The organism is Peribacillus simplex, assembly GCF_001578185.1.
In the GTDB taxonomy this organism is placed as follows: domain Bacteria; phylum Bacillota; class Bacilli; order Bacillales; family DSM-1321; genus Peribacillus; species Peribacillus simplex_A.
This window is the reverse complement of sequence record NZ_CP011008.1, coordinates 334701-353276: the sequence shown is the minus strand read 5'-3', so window position 1 is coordinate 353276 and position 18576 is coordinate 334701. Positions and strand designations below refer to the sequence as shown.

Here is an 18576-nt window from a genome sequence, read left to right as displayed (position 1 = left end):
CTTACACCAATTAATGGAATTAAATGACGCTTTGCTATTTGGTAAATCGTTCTTTCTAAGAACTGGATCAATATTCACTATATAGAAGATTATAAGTAGTTTTTAATGTTTGTATACTCGGTTTGTATACAAGCCTATGTATTTCCCGTCGATAAAATCGTAAGTTTTTGATTTTCCAAGTAAACATGCATTCATACAGGAATAGATAATTTTTTATAATGAAGTCCCACTCTAGGGTGATTGCTGATTGTATAAAACTTTTTAATGAAAAGCTAAAAAACACAACGGTGAGCGTAACTTGTACTAAAGCTGTCTTACCAAAGGAGGATTGATGGAGATTTACCCATTAAAGAGAGAAAAAATAGAATCAAATGAAATGGACAAAAGCCTTACTCCAATCCCTTTTACTTGTAAATCATGCGGGGAAACTTATGATGAATCTCTTATGAAAGTAGAATTGAATGTATGTCCGAAATGCCAATATCACTACCCGGTTACAGCTTATGACCGCATTTCAATGGTTACAGATAGTGGTTCATTTTCGGAATTCAATAAAAGTTTAATTTCCGTTGACCCGCTGAACTTCCCTGAATATAAAGATAAATTAATTTCTGATAAGAATAAGACTGCATTAAATGATGCGATTATAACCGGGGAAGCTTCCATAGGTGTTTATCCGGTTGTGATTGGTGTCATGGATTCTCGTTTCCGTATGGGAAGTATGGGCTCAGCAGTCGGTGAAAAAATCACAAGAGCCATTGAGGAATCATTAAAAACACGAAAACCATTTATATTGTTTTCGGCAAGCGGCGGAGCCCGCATGCAAGAAGGAATTCTTAGTCTCATGCAGATGGCAAAAACGAGTGTTGCTTTAGAACAACTAAACTACGAAAAAATCCTTTTCGTATCCGTTTTAACGAATCCTACAACGGGTGGAGTTTCTGCTAGCTTCGCTTCATTAGGTGATATCAATATTGCCGAGCCACAAGCTTTAATTGGCTTTGCAGGAAGACGCATAATTGAACAGACGATAAGAGAAGAACTTCCGGAAAATTTCCAAACCTCTGAATTTTTATTAGAACATGGGCAACTGGATATGGTTGTAAATAGGAGTGAATTAAAACAAACATTAACAACCATTTTAAAAATCCATCATCTCGATTTCAGGGAGTGTTTTAAACGATGAATTTGCAAGTTTTAAAACAACTGGAAAATCAAATTGCTGAATTGAAAGAGGTGTCTACAAAGCATAATCTTGACCTTAACGAAGTAATAAATAATCTTGAGCAAAGAGTCAATGAAATCAAAATCCATCTTAACGAGAATATGGAAGTTTGGGATAAAATTCAACTGTCAAGAATTCAACAACGCCCTACTACTTTAGATTTTATCCACCATATTTTTGAAGACTTTATTGAACTTCATGGTGACAGACTTTATGGGGAAGATCCTGCATTGGTTTCAGGAATAGCTACCTTCGAAGGAATGCCTATAACTGTTTTAGGAAATCAAAAAGGGAAAAATACTAAAGACAATATCTATCGTCGTTTTGGCATGTCACAACCTGAAGGCTACAGAAAAGCCCTAAGAATTATGCAACAAGCCAATAAGTTCAATCGCCCCATCGTAACATTTATCAATACGGCAGGGGCCTTCCCAGGTCGTGAAGCTGAAGAACGCGGACAATCACAAGCTATCGCCCTCAATCTTCGTGAAATGGCAAGTTTTGGAGTGCCTATCATCTGTTTTGTAGTTGGTGAAGGCGGGAGTGGTGGTGCATTGGCTCTAGGAATAGGCAATCGAATCTACATGCTAGAAAACACATTTTATTCGGTTATTTCACCTGAAGGAGCAGCAGCATTGTTATGGAAGGATGCCACACAAGCAAAACGAGCAGCTGAGGCATTGAAAATTACGGCTAAGGACTTGATGGAACTAGGGGTGATTGATGAGATCATCAAAGAACCTGCAGGAGGAGCACATATTGACATCCCACTTCAATCGCACTTTATCAAAGAAACCTTACGAAAAGCATTACAAGAACTTGGTCAATTAGATAAAGGCAATCTACGCCAACAACGTTTTGATAAGTTCCGAAAAATCGGTGAGTTTATGGAAGAAAGGACATTTAAATAAGAAGATGAACAATTATTTCCCAACATGTTCATAGAACATTTGATTTAGATTGTTAGACTCAACATTTTGTAATGTAAATTATAGTGCCCATGTCTTTCCTCCCCAATTACACCTGAATTATTTCTTATCTTTTTGTTACATTATTCATGGCCATGCCAAATAACCCTCCAAACCCTTTTAGCAGGGCTTATCTCTGTTTTACAAAACCGTTAATTAGGCTATATGGAAATCTCTTGCCTACTTAATAAAGCATAAACTCAATGAACCTCCCCAAAATTTAATCGAACCACTTCACGTTTAAAATGTTTGTCCCTTTTCGCCAATAAAAAAAATTCCCCTACAGGTAGATTATTAAATGTACTTAATAATCTACCTGTAGGGGATATCATTTAAATGAAATTGATATTGTCCGTATTGATTCAACCATCTCTAACAGTTACCTCGGCTCAATCAACTGGCATCAACTTCAAATTTTGTTTATTTTGTTTATTTGGCGGTATAGAACCTTGTCATTTCAAGGCTGCTAAATTTCTTAACAAAGAAAGTTGAAATTATTTTTAAAGAAGTCTAATGTTTATTTTGCATTCCTGTGTTCATCAAAATCAATCTGGCACTCCTCTAGCGGAATTACTTTTGTTTTCTTAACAAACTTATACCCAAGCCACATTACCAGAAAAAATGGGATGCCAATATAGGTAGCAACCACACTTGCCCAATTAATGGTATCTCCAAGAAAGGCTTGATAGTTTTGCGCCATTAAAACGAAAAAACAAAGGGCAAAGGAAAATATCGGTCCAAAAGGAAACCATTTTGATAGATAGGGAAGATCGTCCAGTGAATACCCTTGAGCAATGTATGCTTTTCTAAACCGGTAATGGCTCGCCGCTATACCTAGCCAGAATATAAATCCAGTGACCCCAACTGCATTCATCAGCCAAATATAGATAACTCCATCACCGAATATGGAAGCAAAAAATGCAAGCATCCCAACAAGTGAGGTCACAATCAGTCCCCAAATGGGAACGCCGCGCTTGTTGAGCTTCCCAAAAATCCGCGGTGCCAGCCCTTCATTTGCCATTGAGTACAACATTCGGCTTGTCACGTAAAGACTTGAATTACCAGCAGATAATACAGCCGTTAAGATGATAGCATTCATCACCGAAGCAGCAAATGCCAGTCCCACTTTTTCAAACACCATCGTAAACGGGCTAACCATGATCGTGTGTCCCTGCAGGCTGCCATTCGTATAAGGAACGATCAGTCCAATAACAAGTATCGCTAGGATGTAAAAAAGGAAGATCCTCCAAAAGATGCTACGAACTGCACGAGGTACATTTTTTGCCGGGTCTTCACTTTCACCGGCTGCCACACCGACTATTTCTGTCCCTTGAAAAGAGAAACCAGCAGCAATGAAAATACCCAATGTTGCCAAAAAGCCACCGGCAAACGGAGCGTCACCAACTGTGAAGTTTTTAAAACCAATCGCCTCTCCGTTCATGATCCCGAATATCATCAATATTCCGACAACGATAAAAATGATGATGGTCGCCACTTTAATGAGCGAAAACCAATATTCCCCTTCTCCATATCCTTTAACTGATACGTAATTCAATAAGAATATCAAAACTAAAAACAAAGAACTCCATAAGAATGACGGGCTGTGAGGAAACCAAAACTTCATAACCATCGTTGCGGCAGATAGTTCCGCCGCAAGCGTCATCGCCCAGGTGAACCAATAGTTCCAACCAAGTGCAAACCCTAGTGCCGGATCGATGAAACGCGTAGCATAGGTACTGAAGGCTCCGCTGATTGGCATAAATGATGCAAGTTCTCCGAGACTTGTCATAATAAAATAAACCATGATACCGATAACGGTATAAGCTACCAAAGCCCCGCCAGGTCCTGCAGAGTGAATCGCCGGCCCGCTGCCGAGAAAAAGCCCTGTTCCAATTGCACCGCCCAACGAAATCATCGTAAGGTGGCGCGCTTTTAGCTTTCTTTGTAAAGTATTTGACGGCTGGTTTTGCTCATCTTTATCAAACGGCTGCAATTGCCTATTTTCCAAATTGGGTTCCCCTCCAAAAATGCATATTTAATCTAGCACGAATAAGTAAAGTGGATCATTCTCAATAGTTACTTTTTGCAATTTTCACTTTTTCAAAATTTTTTCTTATGCTAAGACCTTTTTTGGAATTCAGGGATCTAAGTAGCATTTCCGCAACTATGTTAGGCTTAAAAACTCAAGTCAAAGGGCTTATATGCCTAACGTTTTTTAAAAGAATCACCGAATTTTTAAAGATTCGGTGATTTAGCATCATCATATTATGTTGTAGGTAAACTCCTATTAATAAATGAATTCCAATCGATTTGATGTAACCAGCTTGCCGTTGCTTCAATATCTTTTGAAAAGATACGGTCTTGCGTAATGCTTGGAATGAGCTTTCTTGCTTCCGTATAAAACTCTTTTGTAAACGGAGCCATCTTTTCTATTCCACGGTATTCCACCGCTTGCAGGGCACAAATGAGCTCAATCGCCAAAACGCGGCGAACGTTTTGAATGATTTGATGTGCGTGTCGGGATCCAATCGTTCCCATGCTTACATGATCTTCCTGGTTCGCTGAAGATGGAATGGAATCCACGCTTGCAGGATGTGCAAGTGTTTTATTCTCAGAGACGAGTGAAGCTGCACAATATTGCATGATCATCGCTCCAGACTGCAAGCCAGGTGACGGACTTAAGAATGGCGGTAAGTCATTCAGCTGAGGATTGACGAGTCGCTCAATGCGGCGCTCTGAAATATTCGCAAGCTCGGCAACAGCGATTTTCATGAAGTCCATCGCAAATGCTATCGGCTGGCCATGGAAGTTCCCCCCTGAAATAACCTTTTCCCCATCGTCAAAAATAAGCGGATTATCCGTCGCAGCATTCATTTCGATTTCCAATTTTTCTTTTACATAATCAAGAGTTTGCCATGAAGCACCATGCACTTGCGGAATGCAGCGAAGCGAATAAGCATCCTGTACCCGCAGTTCTCCTTGCTTGGTGATGAGCTGGCTGCCGTTGATCATGCGGCTAATCCTTTCCGCGACCTCTGTTTGCTGGCGGTAACCGCGTGCTAGATGAACATCCCGATCAAAGGCATCTTCAATACCGCGTAATCCTTCTAAAGTCAGTGAAGCAATCGCTTCAGTTTGATGGGCCAGCTGTTCGGCTTCAATGTAATTGACGAGCCCCATCCCCGTCATGGCCTGTGTTCCGTTAATTAATGCAAGACCTTCTTTTGCTTTAAGTGTCACCGGAAGAATGCCTTCTTTCGATAAAGCTACGATGGCCTCCATTCGCTCTCCTTTATAAAACACTTCCCCTTCTCCCATCAATACTAGCGCCAAATGGGAAAGAGGCGCCAAGTCCCCACTTGCTCCAAGAGAACCTTGCTGAGGGATGACCGGATGGATATGAGCATTCAAAAGATCGATCAGACGTTCAATGACAACAGGACGGACGCCTGAAAACCCTTTCAATAGTGCATTGGCACGGAGAAGGACCATAGCTCTCGAAACCACCTCAGGAAACGGTTCCCCGACTCCGCATGCATGAGAATGAATCAAATTCCACTGTAGCTGCTCTGCGTCCTCTGCATCAATCAAAACATCGCTGAACTTCCCGAATCCTGTTGTAATACCGTAGACGACTTTCTTTTGTTTCACGATATTCTCAACCGCTTCCCGGCTTTTTTCCACTTTCTTAACACTCTCGGCTGAAGCAGAGACAAATGCTTCCCCATATAATACTTTTTTCGCTTCTTCAATCGTTAAAGTTTGGCCCGTTAACATAATCATTTCCTGCACCCCTATTCTTTTTTTAACAAACAAAAGGAGACCATATTGACAGACTTATCCAGTCTACAATACAGCCCCCTATTTCACTAAATAACTATAGGCTTTTAATTATTTAAATGTGGTTAATTCCCAAACCAACGGCTTCATGTTCAAATCCCCGAACCGGTGCTCCAATCGTTCCATACACGGCGACAGCAATCCATTCACCTTCGTCCCCGCTTTTAAACGGCCTGCCCCGAACGATTGCAAACCGAAGGCCCGCAGTCCTCAAAAGACCGCCAAGCTCGACTTGGCCCCGTGTCACGCCTTGGAGTGCTTCGATGATCGCATGATACAGCGCATGCATTTCCCGATACATATCGGGATTGACTAATCCAAGTCTCTTAGCTGATGTCTCAATGGCCGCAACTATTTTCTGCAGCTCCATTGAACCGACTTTACCTTTTCCATAAAGCCAATCCATCCGCTTTAGATCATTCGTCAATATGACTTCTTCCTCTTCGTCCGCAAACGCGTACATGATTGCATGGCGCCCGATTCTTTTGTCGAATTCCTTTGTCATGCAGGTACCTCTTTTTAAAATTTTCTAAATAGACTAATAACTAAATATTATTGTAAGCGGATACAGTCTGTTCGGTCAACATATTTTTTCATTTGTTTTAACATTTCTTTTTAGGGCTAATGTTCATCATCCCTAACTACCTGCTCATCATATCGAAAACGCTAGCTTTGATAAGCGCTTTTAGGCGGTGGTAGTACAGCATCAAACGGTGGTTCCCCACTTGCCTTTTGAGGACACCAAGAGGATCTTGATGAAGTGAGTACTCCTTATCCTTCCATCGGTCCGGTACCGTTGACAGGCGTCAATGTGTCGCACTTGGCCACATTTATAAAAACTAAAAATCACAATTCAGAGTGAACGGTGGAAAAAATAAGTCTTGTTATTAACGCACCCGTAGTTGAAGATGACACTTTATTTTTCTAAACATAGAACCATATGTTCTTCGTCATAATAGACACCATTTACTTTTAAAGCTTTTTCCTCAAAGCCAAAAACCTTGAAACCTAAGTTTACGTAAAGGTTTTTGGCTTTTTGATTACTTGTTACTACAGTCAAATTTATTTTCTCGACATCATCTATTTCTTTCGCTTTATTTATAGCTTCTGTTAATAATGTTTTTCCAACACCTAATCCACTTTTCTTTGAAGTTACATACATAGCGAAAATATTTGCCCTATGTTGCAGTTTTTTGTGCTGTTCTTGAATTAAGGTAACTACACCAATGAGTTCCTCGTATTCATCAAATGCCCCAAAGGTAAAATTCCCTTTTGTTTTTAAATTATTAGCAACCTGCTCTATTGGATTCTCCTTATTTATAGCTTCCTCGTAGCTTGTTGCGAATGCTTCTGGGTAGTTTTTTAATCCTTCTATTCTTAATGCCCAATAACTTTCAGCATCAGCTGGAGTTAGTAGCCTGACTTTCATTATGTCCCCCCAAATAATTAATATTTAAGACTGTGTACCACATACATAGTCAACTTGATGACCCTGATATCCAGACTGCCAAATTGACTTCCCTACGAAACATATTGCCTCTTATTCCTTCGTTTCCAATGCATCATAAATCGCAGTTACAACACTTCCATAGCTTCCTGTTTTGAAGAGGTCACCGAAAAACTGATTGGAATTGGCTACAGGGTTAACGAGCGGAGAATGCTTTTTATTTGTAAGTAGAACAATCCCTAAATCTAATTCAGGATCTATGATCGTGACCGTCCCAGTCCATCCAGTATGTCCGTAAGCACTGTCACTCGCATAAGGGCTGAACATCCACTCCATGCTAGCATCGCCATTTCGCCTCCACCCAAGTCCATAAGTAGGATTCATTTCGGAAGGTGCGACGAATTCATCGATTGTTTCTTGATCAAACAACGTATGTTTACCGTAGCCCCCGCCATTCAGCATCACTTGCAGGAGGACAGCGAGATCGCTTGTAGTCGAGAACAGACCTGCATGACCCGAAACGCCTCCCATCGAATAAAAGGCTTTTTCATCATGAACTTCACCTTGAAGTGTGTATGTGCGAACGTTAGGAAAATCAATCACGCCATCCCGCGTGTTCCCAAGCAATTCAGTTGCCGCAACATCCTTTGGCTTAAAGCCTTTTTGAAGGGGGTTGAACTTTGTATTTTTCAAATTAAGCGGCCTGTACAATTCATTTTCAACATAGGTGTCAAGCTGCTGACCCGTGATTTTTTCAACAATGGCTCCGAGCAGCATATAGTCGACATCACTGTATACATTCTGTGTTCCAGGTACATATGTCAGCGGTGTTTTAGATATGAACTCAATGGTCTTATCCCGTTCCTGTGAAAAAAGGTCTTTCGAAACCTTTGGATTATGGTATTGCGGATCTGGTCTAAAACCCGCTGTATGGTGAAGCACATCAATAATCCTCAGAGTATCCTTTCCTTTGATCACATCCGCTTCCATGTCTTTGAATTCAGGAATGTATTGCTGAACTCTTGCATGGATATTCAACTTGCCTTCACTGACTAATTTCTGAATAGCAAAATTAGTTGCATACATTTTCGTGTTTGAAGCAAGGTCAAATAAAGTGTCCTTGTCCATTTTCTGAAACTTCTTAAGTGGCGTATATCCATTAAATTTCTGTTTGTACCCATAGCTTTCATTTTTAACGATCTTACCGTCCTTTATGACAATCAGGGCAGCACCAGGGAAACCGGCAGCCACTTCCATTTCAATCAGCCGATCCACCTTTTCCAGCTTTTCAGATGAAAAGCCCGCTTCTTCTGGTTTTTTTGCTTTCGTTAACACAGGATACCGGCTGGCAGTTTCCTTACTCACAGGAACTTCCTGATTTGCATTTTCTTTAGCAAATGACACGGAAGGTGCAAGTAATGAGAGTGCCAGGATTGAACTTAGTGTGCAGCTTGTCCATATATTCATCCTTTTCCCCCTTTGTAATCATACTTAGAAAACAAGAAACGAACAACTTTACCCTTTGACTAATGTCGAAAGAAATAAACTGGATTTAATAAGTTTAAGGAATATTTCGATTAATGAGGGAGAATTCTTTACTTCCGTTCTATTACCAGGATTCACATTCCCACAAAACGGTAATTACTTTTCCTTTCCGTTCCGGTACAAGGGTTGCGATTGAATCATTTTATTCTTGAACGTCTTTATTTTGTAATTTTTTTTATCACGTAGTCGTTAATGGTTAAGGATACTATTTACTAACAATTTCCAATTTTCAGTATATATTATTTCAAACATAATTTCAATTTGGTATCTGAATCTTTAAAATTATATTTCAATTATGAGCATAAGCCCAATGTAGGAGGAAAAGCAATAATTGACCAAAATTATCCACATCATTTCTACACTCCGGCCTTCCCATCGATACACGGGCAAATGTCAAAGTTAAATACATCAAGGCTAGTACCAAATATAAAGGGGATAGAAATAGGCTTTGCTTTTAACTTTCTTGCATAAGAAACGTGTAAGAACATCATACTATTTGAGAAATAAAGGGATTTTAAAGAATTCAGCTGCTGATATGAGGCAAGTATAGGGTGATGATAATGTGGAAAACGATTGTTTCCTACCTGCCAGAATGGCAGGTTTTTATACAAGCTTTTATAGTGTTTTTTATTCCGTATTTATTCTCCAAATTGTTAAATCGGCTTCGCAACTCAAAGGATGAGTGATGATGATGAAAGAGTGGATATCAAAGATCAGTAAAAAAGGAAAAGTTACTAATAATGACAAACAAAAAGAATGTACCTCCCAAGATTCAACTGATCATTTTACAGATAATTTTGTATTAAATCTAGAACTAGTTAAGCAAGAAATTGGCCATAATTGGGATGTGCATTTTCGAGAATTTAATATAGGACGTACCGGTATTCGGTCAATTATCATTTTTGTGGATGGACTATCAGATAAAGAACTCATTGATAAAAATATCATGCCATCATTAATGGTTGATTTTTCAGCAGAATACAAACAGGGCCTTCCTTACATCAAAGGAAGCATGTCAAAAGAATTTATAAAAAATGAAGTGTTAACTATCAGTGAAGTAGAAGTGGTCGATTCCATTAAAGAGTTAGCATCAAAAGTATTAACAGGTTCTACCGCTCTTTTAATTGATGGATTGCCTGAACCGCTAATCCTCGGGACAACAAAACCTAAAACAAGGACGATTGAAGAGCCGGTATCAGAGGCATTAGTCAGGGGTCCACGGGTCGGTTTCACTGAATCTTTGAGTGATAATACATCTTTTTTAAGGGGAAGTGGTGAAAACGAAAATTTATCGTTAGTAAAATTCCAAGTAGGAAAGCGTTCGAAAAAAGACTTGGTTGTCGCTTACATAAAAGATATTGTTGATCCCGAATTAGTTCAAGAAGTAGAAAATCGAATTAAGAGAATTAATATTGACAATGTGCCAGAATCAGGTTATGTAGAGCAACTCATCGAAGATAATTACCTAAGTCCTTTTCCGCAGATACAGAATACAGAACGTCCTGATCGCGTAATCGCTGCTTTGTTGGAAGGCCGGGTGGCCATCTTATTGGATGGGACGCCATTTGCTTTGATTGCTCCAGTTACCTTAAGCATGATGTTACAATCACCGGAAGACTATTATGAAAGATGGATTCCTGGCACATTCATGCGTATGCTTCGTTATCTCGCAGCCTTTCTAGCCCTGTTTACACCGTCTATGTATATAGCTTTCATCTCATTTCATTCAGGGTTAATTCCGACCAAACTGGCCATATCCATTATAGGAACGAGAGCAAGCGTTCCTTTTCCGGCACTTATCGAAGCATTATTCATGGAAATATCCATCGAGATTTTGAGGGAAGCAGGCCTGCGCTTACCTAAGCCAATTGGTCCTGCAATGGGGATTGTCGGCGGATTAATCATTGGGGAAGCTGCTGTACAGGCAGGAATCGTTAGCCCTGTTTTGGTGATTGTAGTCTCGTTAACTGCCATTTCATCATTTGCTATTCCTCAATATAGTACAGGGTTTACATTTCGGATACTTCGTTTTCCAGCTATGTTGTGTGCTGCCACATTAGGATTATACGGAGTCATTCTCTTTTTTCTTTTCATGGCCAGCCATTTAGTGAAATTAAAAAGCTTTGGCGTGCCTTATTTGAGTCCAGCCGTTCCTTATCGCTTAAGTGAATGGAAAGACTTGATGGTTCGCATGCCAATTATGATGATGAAAAGCCGGCCAAAGATGATGCAGACGAAAAATCCTATGCGTAAAAGATAACATACGGTGAAAGGGTGATTAAATAATGAATCTTAGTCCGAAAGACCAAATTACAACTCCTCAAGTAGCGGTCATAGTCATAAACTTTATACTTGGTACAGGATTACTCACCTTACCCAGAGCAGCCACGGAGAAGGTACATACACCAGATATATGGATAAGCGTTATTTTAGGGGGGATAATCGCCATAATCGCGGGGGTGATCATCGTCAAATTAAGCCAACAGTTTCCCGAAAAAACCTTTTATCAATACAGCAATGAAATTGTGGGAAAATGGTTAGGTAGATTACTCAGTATAGCTTTAATAGGTTATTTCCTTATTACTTGCGGGTTTCAGCTCCGTTCTATGGCGGAAGTAATAAAGTATTTGCTTCTTGAAGGCACTCCTACATGGGCAATTTCGATGATTTTCATGTGGGTAAGTCTCTATCTGGTCATTGGCGGCATTAACTCGATTGCCCGTCTTTTTGAAATTATATTACCTTTGACGGTTATCCTTTTTTTGGTCGTTGCCTTCATGAGCATTAAAATATTTGAGATTGATAATCTGCGTCCGGTATTAGGGGAAGGAATCATCCCTGTACTAAAAGGAGTAAAAACGACGGCTCTAGCTTTTACAGGACCTGAAGTCATGTTACTGCTTATTCCATTTATGAATCAGCCCAAAAAAGCAGTAAAGGCCCTTATTGTTGGAGTTTTGATTCCATTGGTTTTTTACGTGATAACGGTCATAATGGTTATCGGAGCATTATCTGTTGAAGGAGTGGTCACAAGAACATGGCCGACACTTGATCTTATACGCAGTTTTGAGATCTCCGGTTTGATCTTTGAACGGTTTGAATCTTTATTGCTTGTGGTATGGATCATGCAAATATTTGCCACATTCACCATCACATACTATGCTGCTGCTTTAGGGTTTGCTCAACTTTCAAAAAAGAACATTCACCCTTTTATGGTTGCCCTGCTTCCGGTTTTATACATCATTTCCATGATTCCAAAAAATATGAATGACATCTTTAAACTTGGAGATTTCGTCGGCAATTACGCATTGTATTTATTTGGTTTACTCCCGCTTCTCCTCCTTATTATTCAAAAAGTAAAGGGAGGAAAATATGAAACAACCACATAGCAAAATACGGCCCCTCTTCATTTCCCTCTCCGTTCTTTTGTTCGTATCCCTTACAGGATGTTGGAGCAGTCATGAAATTGAAGAGCAAAGTTTAGGCATAGGTTTGGCATTTGATAAAGGCTTGAAGTCCAAAATTGAAAAAGAGTTAAGCAAAAAAGGGGAGGGTTATACAAAAAAGGACCTGATTACCTCAACCTTTCAAATCATCACTCCACAAGTAGCAAGTTCCACCACAAAACAATCAGGACCCTCACAAAAATCTTATATTAATATTTCTCAAACTGGGGATTCCGTCCTTCAAATGATTCGTGAATTTTCATTAGAAAGGGAACAGGCATTAACCAGTCACCACATGAAAGTGATTGTTATCAGTGAAAGTCTTGCAAAATCGTATGATTTGGAACAATTACTCGATGAAAATCTTCGTGATAACGATTTTAGACCAAGCTGTGTTGTGCTCATTAGTAAAGGAAGAGCAAAGAGCACACTGGAAACAAAGACAGCAGGAGAAATTCCAGCGTTTCGGCTGGTTGGCATTTTAGATAATACCTTTCGAACATCGAGGATTTTGCCTCCTATGCCGCTTTTTAAATTAGAGAGCAAGCTTCATTCAGAATCCAGTTTTTTGCTGCAAAATGTAGACTCAGTTAGTGGGGAAGTCAAATTTGCGGGAGCTTCCGTGATCGATGGAAAAACACATAAAATGAAGGGCTTTTTGAATGAGGAAGAACTAGAAGGCGTAACATGGATTACAGGAAAGGGTAAAGGCGGTGTTGTAAAGAGCTTTGATAAGAAGACTGGTCAGCTGATGGTGTATGAAGTGGAGACCATGAAAAGCACTATTAAACCTCGAGTTAAAGGAAACAACATATCTTTTGATGTAAACATTGAATCAGAGGGAAGGCTAGCCGAAAATTGGGTGGTTTCGGGAGATCCCTTTAAAAATGAATTTCTAAATAAAGCGGAAAAATCAGCGGAAAAAGAAGTGAAACGCTTGGTAAGGAATTCATTAGAAAAAATGCAAAAAGAATATCGAGTGGACGTCGCTGGCTTCGGAAATCGCTTGAGAATCGAGAACCCCAAATTATGGATGAAGGTCAAAAAGGATTGGGACCAAACATTTAGTGAAATCCCCATCAACTACAATGTAAAATTAACAATTAAAGATTATGGAACATCAGGAGGAACAAAAAAGTGAGCCCCCGGATATACACATTGAATCTTATAGCCTTCATTAAATGAGAAAAATAAACAATTTAAAAACAAGAGGACAAATGCTTGCAAATCATCAGTATTTGTCCTTTTATTTTTTCCCATTTCGGATCCCCCCTTTCTCAAACAAAAAAACCAGAACTTGACCGATTTTGGTTGAATTCTGGTTTTCACTAACTTGGTGGTGTTTGGAAATAGGTGTTGTGTTAACCAGTTTTGCATCCAAATGTTCATATGATGCCTAAGCATCCGACCCCCATAGCAAAATGGCACTTTGAAGTTCCTTCGGCTCAACAATCCTAAACTTACTTTCAATCTATAAAAGTATAGTGAAAGTTATAATAGATATTAAAGTAACCGTTACTAATAAGAACAATAACATAATAGACATTGACCTCTTAGGAGCATCTTTTTTAGCATACTTTAGAGAATAAAATATGCTTAATATAATCATCATTATTAAAAAAATTTGTTGTGTATATGTCATAAATACTCCTTATCTTGATACTACAGTAAAGACTTATACCCAAGTAACTAAAAAGTGTTCCACCTTTACCTTCATTATGTGCATCCATTCTCTAACCGAGTCCCCCCATAGGTCCACTTACAACACCTGTAAATACACCCGGTCCAAATCCAAGCATTCCCAATGCAGTTATTGCTCCACCAGCAGCTATATTACGCTGTGCTAAACACTGGCTGCAGTATGAGAATTGTTATACCAGTTTTTATCTCCCCACCAGTATCTTTGAATTTTTCATTTTGGGCTGCTCTTGTTTGAATCGTTTTTTTTGTTTTTAACTGATCCTCATTAATAACAATTTGATTATGTCTTACTTGTTAATTGAACTTGTAATTTATTAATATTGTATTCTTCCATATATTTTGAGGAATATCTTCATTGATACCTATTGTACTTTAAGAATTGCTTTGTCTTCATCTCTATAGCTTAACTCCGCACCCAATTTACTTACATACCATTCCGAAGTAAGTTCTACATCAGTAACTGGTATATAAGTAATACGTCCCCTTAATAATTTTTCATTCATCAAATTAGCCTCCATTTATTTGATAAATAAAATATTCCCCACTTATATATCTCTGTCCTTTGAAACTCTATTAGGAATAAAGAAAAATCTGCCTTAAAGACAGCTCCGATCATAACCTGTTAGTTTTAAGTGCAATCCTTGGAATTTAATACAACAAAAAGGTTCTAGAACAAAAACGTTTTTTAGTTTAATTTACCTTTTAAATCCACCTTCTAAAATGAATAATCTGACATGTAATTCAATCTGTTTCATCGCCCACTAGAAATTTTATAGTTTTTGCACCATCTCTCGGTTTTCCTAAATCCTTTGACTAAACCAACAAGGATAGCAAATGGCAACTTTGTAAAACCTATGTGAATATTTGTAAAAAATTGTCTAATTATAATATTTAATTACATAGTGAAAGTATAATGAAACTGTAAAAGTGGATGCATCCAATAACTATGTCGGGAGGTTGAAAATATTAAAACAATCTTTAATTGATTAAAAATTGAAAGGAGCATTAACAATAATGAAGCTAAAAAAATTATTTTTATTAGGGTTAATAGCGTCTGTCTTAGTACCGGTACAGCAAGCAGGAGCAACCGCTTCTAATCCGATTGCTGTCCGAGAAGGCAAGTCCTTTGAACAGATTCACGCAGAATTGCTCGACCATAGTGAAGATGCACCACTCATGATCCTGGCTCACCGGGGCCAATGGCGTGAATATCCCGAGAACTCGCTTGCAGCAATCAATGAGGCTATTGAAGATGGCGCCGAAATTGTAGAAATAGATGTCCAGCTAACGGCTGATGGTGTACCTGTATTAATGCACGATACGACCGTTGATCGTACTACCAATGGCAAGGGAAAGGTTTCTGACCTCACACTGGCTCAAATTAAGAGTCTTCGCCTTAAGGAAGGTCTCGGAGGTAAGACGGCAGCGCTCACCAAGCACAAAATTCCAACGCTTAAAGAGGTCATGCTTGCAGTAAAGGACCGTGCAATCGTAAACCTGGATAAGGGCTGGGAGATCCGGGATAAAATGTACGAGGTTCTCGTTAAAACCGACACAGTAGATCACGGTCTGTTTAAAGGCAGCCCAAATGTTGAAGAAGCAGCCGAATTCATGGCAAAAGATCCAGAAATCCTATATATGCACATTATCCTTGATGACAGCGCCAACACTGTAGGAACGTTCCCGGGCCGTCAGCCGGTCGGTTATGAAATTGTCTTTGATGATCTTGCAGATCCGCAGATTCAGCCAGAGAAGGTGAAACAAATCAAGAAAAATAGCAGGGTCTTAGTGAATGTAATGTGGTATGGCCTTGCTGCAAAATACACAGATGAGGCTTCACTAAGAGATGTAAATCTTGGATGGAAAGCAGTAACAAAGCTTGGAGTTAATATGATGCAAACTGACAATATTGGAGCTATTGATTACTGGCGTAATGGAGGCAACATGCGAAACTGGGAGTACGATACCGGAAACCGTACAGTTCGGGTTCAAGCTGAGGACCCTCTTGGCGGCGGACAAGGTACCGGATATTTTGATCAGGACGCCAACCGCTGTAATACAGCCGATCAAGATTCAATTGATGTTTGCGAAATCGATGGAGCTATTGCTGTAAGCCATAACATGGATGGCGAGTGGGCGAAATACAAAGTGAATATTAAGAAGTCAGGAACATATAAAATCTCCGGCAGAGTTTCTGCAGCATCTACCCCGGCTGGCACCATCAACTTGGATTGGGCTGGCGAAACAAGCGGGGAGATCGAGCTGAAAAATACAACTCATAAACGTGCATTCAAACTTCAGAATTTGGAGTACCGCTACCTAAAAAAAGGTACTCACGTATTTACAGTAAAGGTCACAAGGCCAGGTTCCTACAACCTTGATTATATTCAGTTTGATTTGCAGGATTAATTGTAGCCTGTAACACCATTAAGTCTAAGCTTTTTGAAAATTTTTAAATACTAGAAGGCAAAATTCGTTCGGTTTTTGGAGTTAGGTGTAGCTTTAATAGAAGGGCATGTTTTGAAAAAGGATTGTTCAAAACATGCCCTTCTACTATTTAATTGGATTAGTCATTTTTGTGTTCCTTAATCAACTAACGCTCCTGATAGTTCTATAGGACTCATTGTTGAGTTGACAAGTGAAGGAGGGAGTAGGATGGAGAAGAATCATTAGAAAAGATAGAAAAACGCCCCAAAAAGGCGTTCAGTTTAATCATTTTTATTTATTTTACCGTCGTTCCCCTTATCAATACCAGTAGCGTTATTAACTATTTGTGGAAACAAGTTTAACCCTTGATCCAAGGCATTCATTGAATCAGCTTTTTGGCCAAGATTTTTTGATTTTTCTTGTTTTTTCATTTTTTTCGCCTCCTAAAATTAGGATTCGTAGTAAATCAAAAAATATTCCAAAGTAATTTCCAAATGATTATGTTGCACAGTTCGAATAAACTATGGTACTTGAACTATTCTGCCCCCATAGTTTGAATAAAGAAAAATCTGCCTTAAAGATAGCTCCGTTCCTAAGCTAGTCGAGTAGAAGGGAACCTCTCTACCTTACGGTAGATTGTGTTCCTGCCCCCCTCACAGAACCGTGCTTGCGCTATTCACGCACACGGCTCCTCCTAGTTACCATTCACAAAATGTAGCTAATCTCTCAGATTCAGATTTTGCTAATTCTGCTATCCTTAGTAGTTTTGTTTCCATTTATCCCTACCTCTGAGTGTAGTAAATGTTTCCCTAGTAAGGGCGATAACTGGTAGCTAGCCTTTCCTCCATCGGCATTACCCAACTTCATTGGTACTACGCTGCTATCCGACTCCCTACACAGCATTTGGTTTCCTTACTTTTTATCGCTTGTACACCATACTCTTCTAATAAGAAAAGACCGATAGGGTCTCCCGAGTTGCCGTATCATATCGATGTGTAACGTGCCAAGGTCTCTGACTCCAGAGAGGTTTTATCCATCTTGCCCTTAACGAAAGATAAAATGTAGCTTTCTGCTGTGCGTAAGGCATCAGCCCTCTCGATTTACTAACATTATGGAGCTCAATCCCTTCAACCATTTGGCTTTCGGCCCGCCACCTAACTGTCTACGCTTAAAGACTAAAGTTACCTTTAGCCCTCCAAGACTCGCTACGAGCGAATGGCTAGTTCTTACTCGACGGGAATCCCACCCGCTATATGATACGACCTAGGCTCGGCCGCACACGCACCCGTTAGTTCTATAAGAAATCAGGCAATTATTAGACAATAAATCTGGTAAACCAAGCAATATATCCTGCCCCTGGAATAAAAAATACTTGAGCTAGTATCGTTCCTAATAAACGAGAAGTAACCATCATAAGAGATACACCCTTGAGATTAAGGTAACTTCCCTTCTGATTTATTACGTCATCCGCAAGAATAGATATTTTAGGGTCAATAAAAATTATAAGTAAAATTGTAGCTATTCCATTTATAAGACCCGATGCCATTATAGCTGTTGTTGCTCTTTCTGGAGCTATTAAAGCAGCATATAACGCAGATAACACTCCAATTGTATAGATTGCAGTTATTACCATATTAATTAAGAACAATCTTATGGGAATATCTTTCAATCTAATATCCTTTAAGTAAGAAAACTTTGGTAAATGAATGTGTTTTATCCCACGTTTAATGTATTCGAGAGTTAACCCCTTTTTTATCAAAGATGGTATAGAACCTCTTTCTTCAGATAAATGAACAATAGCCCTTGAAAAAATTGCAATAAAAGTAGGAAGTAAAAGAATACCTATAATTGTTCCTAATGTATTTTAAAAAACATATGCATATAACGCGAATGTCTTCTTTTATCTTTTACTGGTTGTCCTGGTGATGGCGAATAAGTGGAACCCCTAAAATAGTAAAATATTGCCCGGTGTATAAT

Annotated in this window: 13 protein-coding genes and 2 pseudogenes; 6 read left to right on the top strand and 9 right to left on the bottom strand. The window is 39.2% G+C overall.

What is annotated here, in order from left to right; translation table 11 throughout:
• The first annotated feature begins 376 nt into the window (after positions 1-376).
• Together accD and UP17_RS01765 are read left to right on the top strand one after the other, a co-directional pair.
• The gene (accD, locus tag UP17_RS01770) at positions 377-1186 is read left to right on the top strand and encodes an acetyl-CoA carboxylase, carboxyltransferase subunit beta (protein ID WP_434218691.1); all 810 of its coding nucleotides are present in this window, start codon (positions 377-379) and stop codon (positions 1184-1186) included.
• Positions 1183-2136, top strand: a complete 954-nt coding sequence (locus UP17_RS01765) for an acetyl-CoA carboxylase carboxyltransferase subunit alpha (RefSeq protein ID WP_061461240.1) — start codon at positions 1183-1185, stop codon at positions 2134-2136. Before accD ends, UP17_RS01765 begins: the two co-directional genes overlap by 4 nt.
• 574 nt (positions 2137-2710) lie before the next feature.
• Here UP17_RS01765 and UP17_RS01760 read toward each other — a convergent pair.
• The 5 genes from UP17_RS01760 to pbp4b all read right to left on the bottom strand — a co-directional run bounded on the left by UP17_RS01760 (position 2711) and on the right by pbp4b (position 8947).
• Positions 2711-4108 (bottom strand): amino acid permease, encoded by a 1398-nt coding sequence (locus UP17_RS01760; RefSeq protein ID WP_081108967.1) that lies wholly within the window; start codon positions 4106-4108, stop codon positions 2711-2713.
• 350 nt (positions 4109-4458) lie between these two features.
• Positions 4459-5976, bottom strand: a complete 1518-nt coding sequence (hutH, locus tag UP17_RS01755) for a histidine ammonia-lyase (protein WP_061461238.1) — start codon at positions 5974-5976, stop codon at positions 4459-4461.
• A 112-nt stretch (positions 5977-6088) separates the two neighbouring features.
• Positions 6089-6538 carry a histidine utilization transcription antiterminator HutP gene (hutP, locus tag UP17_RS01750; RefSeq protein WP_061461237.1) on the bottom strand — a complete coding sequence of 150 codons (450 nt, stop codon included), beginning with the start codon at positions 6536-6538 and terminating at the stop codon, positions 6089-6091.
• Between the two features lie 411 nt (positions 6539-6949).
• Entirely contained in the window at positions 6950-7462 is a 513-nt protein-coding gene (locus UP17_RS01745; RefSeq protein WP_061461236.1) for a GNAT family N-acetyltransferase, read from the bottom strand.
• Positions 7463-7573: 111 nt separating this feature from the next.
• The gene (gene pbp4b, locus UP17_RS01740; protein ID WP_061461235.1) at positions 7574-8947 is read right to left on the bottom strand and encodes a penicillin binding protein PBP4B; all 1374 of its coding nucleotides are present in this window, start codon (positions 8945-8947) and stop codon (positions 7574-7576) included.
• A gap of 769 nt (positions 8948-9716) precedes the next feature.
• Here pbp4b and UP17_RS01735 point away from each other — a divergent pair.
• The 3 genes from UP17_RS01735 to UP17_RS01725 are packed head-to-tail and all read left to right on the top strand — an operon-like array spanning position 9717 to position 13612.
• A complete protein-coding gene (locus UP17_RS01735) occupies positions 9717-11285 on the top strand; it encodes a spore germination protein (protein ID WP_434218690.1) in 1569 nt (522 codons plus the stop codon).
• 25 nt (positions 11286-11310) lie between these two features.
• Positions 11311-12414 (top strand): spore germination protein, encoded by a 1104-nt coding sequence (locus UP17_RS01730; RefSeq protein ID WP_061461233.1) that lies wholly within the window; start codon positions 11311-11313, stop codon positions 12412-12414.
• Positions 12398-13612 (top strand): Ger(x)C family spore germination protein, encoded by a 1215-nt coding sequence (locus tag UP17_RS01725; RefSeq protein ID WP_061461232.1) that lies wholly within the window; start codon positions 12398-12400, stop codon positions 13610-13612. The genes UP17_RS01730 and UP17_RS01725 overlap by 17 nt, the downstream gene beginning before the upstream one ends.
• Here UP17_RS01725 and UP17_RS27245 read toward each other — a convergent pair.
• Both UP17_RS27245 and UP17_RS01720 read right to left on the bottom strand, forming a co-directional pair.
• Positions 13582-13731, bottom strand: a complete 150-nt coding sequence (locus tag UP17_RS27245) for a hypothetical protein (protein ID WP_155727176.1) — start codon at positions 13729-13731, stop codon at positions 13582-13584. The genes UP17_RS01725 and UP17_RS27245 overlap by 31 nt on opposite strands.
• 815 nt (positions 13732-14546) lie before the next feature.
• Positions 14547-14675 (bottom strand): annotated as a pseudogene (locus UP17_RS01720) (VOC family protein); the annotation flags it as partial.
• A gap of 673 nt (positions 14676-15348) precedes the next feature.
• Between UP17_RS01720 and UP17_RS01715 the strand changes: the two are divergent.
• Entirely contained in the window at positions 15349-16581 is a 1233-nt protein-coding gene (locus tag UP17_RS01715; RefSeq protein ID WP_167555961.1) for a glycerophosphodiester phosphodiesterase family protein, read from the top strand.
• Between the two features lie 299 nt (positions 16582-16880).
• On the opposite strand, the gene UP17_RS28165 is transcribed toward UP17_RS01715, so the two are convergent.
• Positions 16881-17030 carry a hypothetical protein gene (locus UP17_RS28165; RefSeq protein ID WP_167555960.1) on the bottom strand — a complete coding sequence of 50 codons (150 nt, stop codon included), beginning with the start codon at positions 17028-17030 and terminating at the stop codon, positions 16881-16883.
• Positions 17031-17914: 884 nt separating this feature from the next.
• A pseudogene (locus UP17_RS01710) lies at positions 17915-18460 on the bottom strand (lipid II flippase family protein); the annotation flags it as partial.
• Positions 18461-18576: the final 116 nt, after the last annotated feature.

Excerpts from the sequence above, each read along its gene's own strand:
- hutP (WP_061461237.1), bottom strand. The coding sequence starts at position 6,538 with ATGACAAAGGAATTCGACAAAAGAATCGGGCGCCATGCAATCATGTAC.
- UP17_RS01745 (WP_061461236.1), bottom strand. The coding sequence starts at position 7,462 with ATGAAAGTCAGGCTACTAACTCCAGCTGATGCTGAAAGTTATTGGGCA.
- accD (WP_434218691.1), top strand. The coding sequence starts at position 377 with ATGGACAAAAGCCTTACTCCAATCCCTTTTACTTGTAAATCATGCGGG.
- UP17_RS01715 (WP_167555961.1), top strand. The coding sequence starts at position 15,349 with ATGATCCTGGCTCACCGGGGCCAATGGCGTGAATATCCCGAGAACTCG.
- UP17_RS01760 (WP_081108967.1), bottom strand. The coding sequence starts at position 4,108 with ATGATTTCGTTGGGCGGTGCAATTGGAACAGGGCTTTTTCTCGGCAGC.
- UP17_RS27245 (WP_155727176.1), bottom strand. The coding sequence starts at position 13,731 with ATGGGAAAAAATAAAAGGACAAATACTGATGATTTGCAAGCATTTGTC.
- UP17_RS01765 (WP_061461240.1), top strand. The coding sequence starts at position 1,183 with ATGAATTTGCAAGTTTTAAAACAACTGGAAAATCAAATTGCTGAATTG.
- UP17_RS28165 (WP_167555960.1), bottom strand. The coding sequence starts at position 17,030 with ATGAAAAAACAAGAAAAATCAAAAAATCTTGGCCAAAAAGCTGATTCA.
- UP17_RS01735 (WP_434218690.1), top strand. The coding sequence starts at position 9,717 with ATGAAAGAGTGGATATCAAAGATCAGTAAAAAAGGAAAAGTTACTAAT.
- UP17_RS01730 (WP_061461233.1), top strand. The coding sequence starts at position 11,311 with ATGAATCTTAGTCCGAAAGACCAAATTACAACTCCTCAAGTAGCGGTC.
- UP17_RS01725 (WP_061461232.1), top strand. The coding sequence starts at position 12,398 with ATGAAACAACCACATAGCAAAATACGGCCCCTCTTCATTTCCCTCTCC.
- pbp4b (WP_061461235.1), bottom strand. The coding sequence starts at position 8,947 with ATGAATATATGGACAAGCTGCACACTAAGTTCAATCCTGGCACTCTCA.
- hutH (WP_061461238.1), bottom strand. The coding sequence starts at position 5,976 with ATGATTATGTTAACGGGCCAAACTTTAACGATTGAAGAAGCGAAAAAA.